This window comes from Methanoregula sp. (genome assembly GCF_049686655.1).
Lineage (GTDB): Archaea > Halobacteriota > Methanomicrobia > Methanomicrobiales > Methanospirillaceae > Methanoregula.
Genome location: NZ_JBAVIG010000030.1, coordinates 1 through 3,786 on the forward strand (window position 1 = coordinate 1; position 3,786 = coordinate 3,786).

General features: G+C 52.4%; 4 protein-coding genes. 3 read left to right on the forward strand and 1 reads right to left on the reverse strand.

Annotated features, from left to right (window positions below):
- Positions 1 to 182, forward strand: a 182-nt coding sequence (locus WBL42_RS03885) for a hypothetical protein (protein ID WP_424719951.1), incomplete at its 5' end; no start/stop codon positions are given.
- 243 nt (positions 183 to 425) lie between these two features.
- Here WBL42_RS03885 and WBL42_RS03890 read toward each other — a convergent pair.
- Positions 426 to 725 carry a hypothetical protein gene (locus WBL42_RS03890; RefSeq protein WP_424719952.1) on the reverse strand — a complete coding sequence of 100 codons (300 nt, stop codon included), beginning with the start codon at positions 723 to 725 and terminating at the stop codon, positions 426 to 428.
- A 423-nt stretch (positions 726 to 1,148) separates the two neighbouring features.
- Between WBL42_RS03890 and WBL42_RS03895 the strand changes: the two genes are divergently transcribed.
- Both WBL42_RS03895 and WBL42_RS03900 read left to right on the forward strand, forming a co-directional pair.
- The gene (locus tag WBL42_RS03895; protein ID WP_424719953.1) at positions 1,149 to 1,481 is read left to right on the forward strand and encodes a cupin domain-containing protein; all 333 of its coding nucleotides are present in this window, start codon (positions 1,149 to 1,151) and stop codon (positions 1,479 to 1,481) included.
- Between the two features lie 195 nt (positions 1,482 to 1,676).
- Positions 1,677 to 3,509 carry an ArnT family glycosyltransferase gene (locus WBL42_RS03900; RefSeq protein WP_424719954.1) on the forward strand — a complete coding sequence of 611 codons (1,833 nt, stop codon included), beginning with the start codon at positions 1,677 to 1,679 and terminating at the stop codon, positions 3,507 to 3,509.
- The last annotated feature ends 277 nt before the right edge of the window (positions 3,510 to 3,786 follow it).

Consider the following 3,786-nt stretch of genomic DNA (forward strand, 5'->3'; position numbering starts at 1 on the left):
TGGTTAAAATATCTGACGTATTGGATACGAATACTACCCGGACTCTTTATCCTGTTTTTTATTCGCCAATAATGTCAGGCAATTTTTGTGCGGTTCATGAACAAAAAAGTCCCGGTCATGTTCAGCCGGTTATTCTTGCTGAGGAGGGAGGTGATCAATTAGTCTCGATTAAGTATTGTTGATTATTACGATGAGTCTCAATGAATTTGAGGATTTGAATTCAAGCCTGACAACACATCAGCCAACCGATATATCGGTTGGCCAGTTCTATTTGGTTTCCTCACCAGGCAGTCTCATACCGTGGAATGTGTGTAACGTCCCGGGTCGTCAGGGTCAGTTGTCTAACCTCAGAACATACATCCTTTCTGCAGAACCGAAGCACGTGAAAATTGTATTCGTGAATTGTATTCCTGTATAGAATACCATCATTCCGGGAAAAAATACCGGGAAAATGTCTTCTCGGAATACAGGAAATCCTGGTAAACATGTAAAAATACCGCAAAGAGAAACAGGATAAGGACCCCAAGAGGCAGGGACACGCCAGCCGGCCCGTTGAACAGGGGCCCGTATTGGGCGATACATGAAGCCAGGTACAGGATTCCGGCACCTGTGATCCCCGCCAGGATGTAACGGAGATAGCGCTGGGGCAGACTGTTCCAGTAAACCAGGGAGAAGAGCGTAGTGAGTGAGAGGACAACGGTCCCGGTAGCCCAGAAAATTACCATGAGCGCGGATTTTCCCGAATAGATACCGCTGGTAACAAAATGTAGTTCCTCAGGTAAAGGAATCAATGAATTACCCCACGGGGTTACCTGATAGCGTAACATCGCACCCTGTATTCCGACTCCATAATCACTACCCATGATAAAACACTGGAGGGGGATGATCAGACAAAAGATACAGAGGCCAACGGCAATTATCCACGTTCGCACATTCATAATCTCCCGGTAGAGAGTATAAATTTATTGTGCCCGTGGGAAACACCGGTGAATTTATGAGATGCGGGTGTCGGGACCATCCACGAAACGTTGGCAGATCACATCGAACCTGAACTCTTTGACATGGATCCGGTATTCCCGTGATTGAAGGATTTTTTTGTTCCCACGCTTTTATCTCATCAGTCCCCCACCTATCTGGTGTGACATCACATGCCCGATAAAAATGATTCCCTCGCAGGCCGGGTTCTCGCTCCCGCCGATCTCATCGCATACCAGGACGGCTCCGTGGTCAGCCGCATGCTTGTGTACAAAAAGACCGGCACCATCACGCTCTTTGCCTTCGATGCCGGCGAGGGGCTGTCGGAACACACCGCCCCCTACGATGCGATCGCATCCATCATTGACGGGGAAGCAGAGATCACCATCGATAAAACGGCATATGACCTTCATGTGGGCCAGATGATCATCATGCCGGCAAAGATCCCCCACGCGGTCCAGGCAAAAAAGCGGTTCAAAATGCTCCTGACCATGATCCATGAGTAAGATGGGAGAATATAGGTATCCCGCGACGTTTTTCCTGGGTGAGTGGGTGAACCATTCAGGTTCTCTTATGCAAAGTATACGGGGGAATTATTCAGGGCGGAACACTATAATTTAAGCATACCTTTGATATGTTACTAGCCGGGCTCACTGAGTTTTCAACCTGCCCGCCTGTGAAGATTACGGAGTCTCTGGAGCATGAAAAGCGAATGGGTATCAAAGTACCGGGCTGAGATTCTCCTTTCAGGAATTATATTTCTTGCCGGGTTCCTCAACCTCTGGAATCTCTGGAACCAGGGATTCTCAAACCCGTATTATGCGGCCGCCGTGCGGAGCATGCTCTCTAATCCCGGTGTAGCGTTTTTCAACTCCTTTGACGCAGGCGGTTTTGTGACCGTTGATAAACCTCCTGTCGGGATCTGGGTCCAGGCGGCAAGCGCAGCGGTGTTCGGGTTCAGCAGCTTTTCGGTGACACTCCCCCAGGCGCTTGCCGGCATCGGATCGGTTGTGCTCATGTACTTCATCATCAAACGGCCGTTTGGGAAACCTGCTGGCCTGATCGCAGCATTCGCTCTTGCGACAACGCCGGTTTTTGTCAGCACTTCGCGCAACGGCACCATGGACACCCAGCTGATTTTTGTGATCCTGCTTGCGATCCTGGTAGCACTCAAAGCGGCACGCGATCATTCATTCCGGCTCCTGGTACTGTCTTTTGTGCTTGTCGGTATCGGGTTCAACATCAAGATGATCCAGGCGCTTGTGGTTGTGCCTGCGATCATCGCTATCTACCTTTTTGGCGCTGCTCTTCCCGTCCGGCAGAAGGTCATTCACCTTGCTGTTGCCCTGCTGGTGCTTGCCGCGGTCTCGCTCTCGTGGGCGATAGCCGTTGACGCGATTCCCGCCGACCAGCGCCCATACATCGGGAGCAGCGGGGATAATTCTGTGGTCGGGCTGATGCTGGGCCACAACGGCGAGGACGCATTTGCGGGTGACATACATGCAGCCTCTTTCCTGGGAGAGGGCGATCCCGGTCTTCTGCGATTCTTCAATTATGAGATTTACTGCCAGTTCAGCTGGCTGCTGCTGTTTGCCCTGATCGGCCTGTTTGCATGGTGGCGGCGACCGGCCTCCATTTCTCTTGCCGGGTTCAGGGAAGGAGGTATCTTTTCTGAGCAGGAACTCACCATTCTGGCGCTCTGCCTCTGGTTACTGCCGGGGCTGCTCTATTTCAGTTTCACGCCGGGATTCCTGGCCCTGTATTACCTTGCCACGATCGCGCCGCCGCTTGCGGGTCTCGTGGGGATCAGTGCGGTGGCAATGTACCGTGAATACCGGAGCGACCGGGTTACGGGCTGGGTGTTTGTTGCAGCGGTCTTGGTAACCGGCCTGGTGCAGGCCTGGGTGGTCTCACATCCGTTTATCTATGATCCCGTGAGGTTCGGCTCTCTTCCCGTTGTCGTGGTGGCAGGATGTATCTCCTGTTCAGGAACACTGGTGTGGCTGCGGACAAAAAAGATGCAGGCTGCCGAGCGTAGTTCTATATCCGTGGCATGTATTGCGGTCGCGATTCTTTTTATTGCACCGGTAGCATGGTCCAGTGTCCCTCTCATGAACGGACCTGCACAGGATAGTACGGATACGGGTTTAGCCGGTCTGGCCGGTTTCCTGCTTTCCCACGGTGACAACAGGACCTACCTCGCCGCCGTACCTTTCAACGGGCATATGGCGGGAACACTGATCGTCGATACTGGAAAACCGGTCATGGCGCTGGGTGGCTTTCTTGGGACCGATCAGATCATCACGGCGGGAAAAATGCAGGGAATGATCCACAACGGCACCGTGCAATACATAATCGGACCTTCCAGGAATCTCCACGGTACCCTTAGTACGGCAGGGGATACCGGTGGGAACGACGCGATCTTATCATGGGTGTCCGGCCACTGCACAGAAGTTCCCGCATCAGCATGGAATGAAAACGGGAACAGCCTGTTACGCCAGTATGCACTGTATGATTGTGCAGGTGCCGTCTGAATCACCGGGAAAAACCTCACGGGATCGAACGGTCCGGCATCAGTACTGCTCTGGTTTTTTTCTCCACGAACCCGGGATAGTTATCAAGCACTCCCAACCACCGATCAAACGGTAATCCGGTGCACGGCACGTTCTCTGCGATTTTGTCTGCATTGTTATGATTTGTGCTCTGTAGAAAATCATTTTTTTTCGAAGAGACGATGCTCCCCTCTTGCGCCACCAGTCCCCCGCGGGGGACGGGGCGCAGTGTGATGACCCGAGTCAAATGGCAGGTAAT

What these genes read in the sequence shown, in the direction of transcription:
- WBL42_RS03890 (WP_424719952.1), bottom strand. Translation starts at nt 725, where the DNA reads ATGGTAATTTTCTGGGCTACCGGGACCGTTGTCCTCTCACTCACTACG.
- WBL42_RS03895 (WP_424719953.1), top strand. Translation starts at nt 1,149, where the DNA reads ATGCCCGATAAAAATGATTCCCTCGCAGGCCGGGTTCTCGCTCCCGCC.
- WBL42_RS03900 (WP_424719954.1), top strand. Translation starts at nt 1,677, where the DNA reads ATGAAAAGCGAATGGGTATCAAAGTACCGGGCTGAGATTCTCCTTTCA.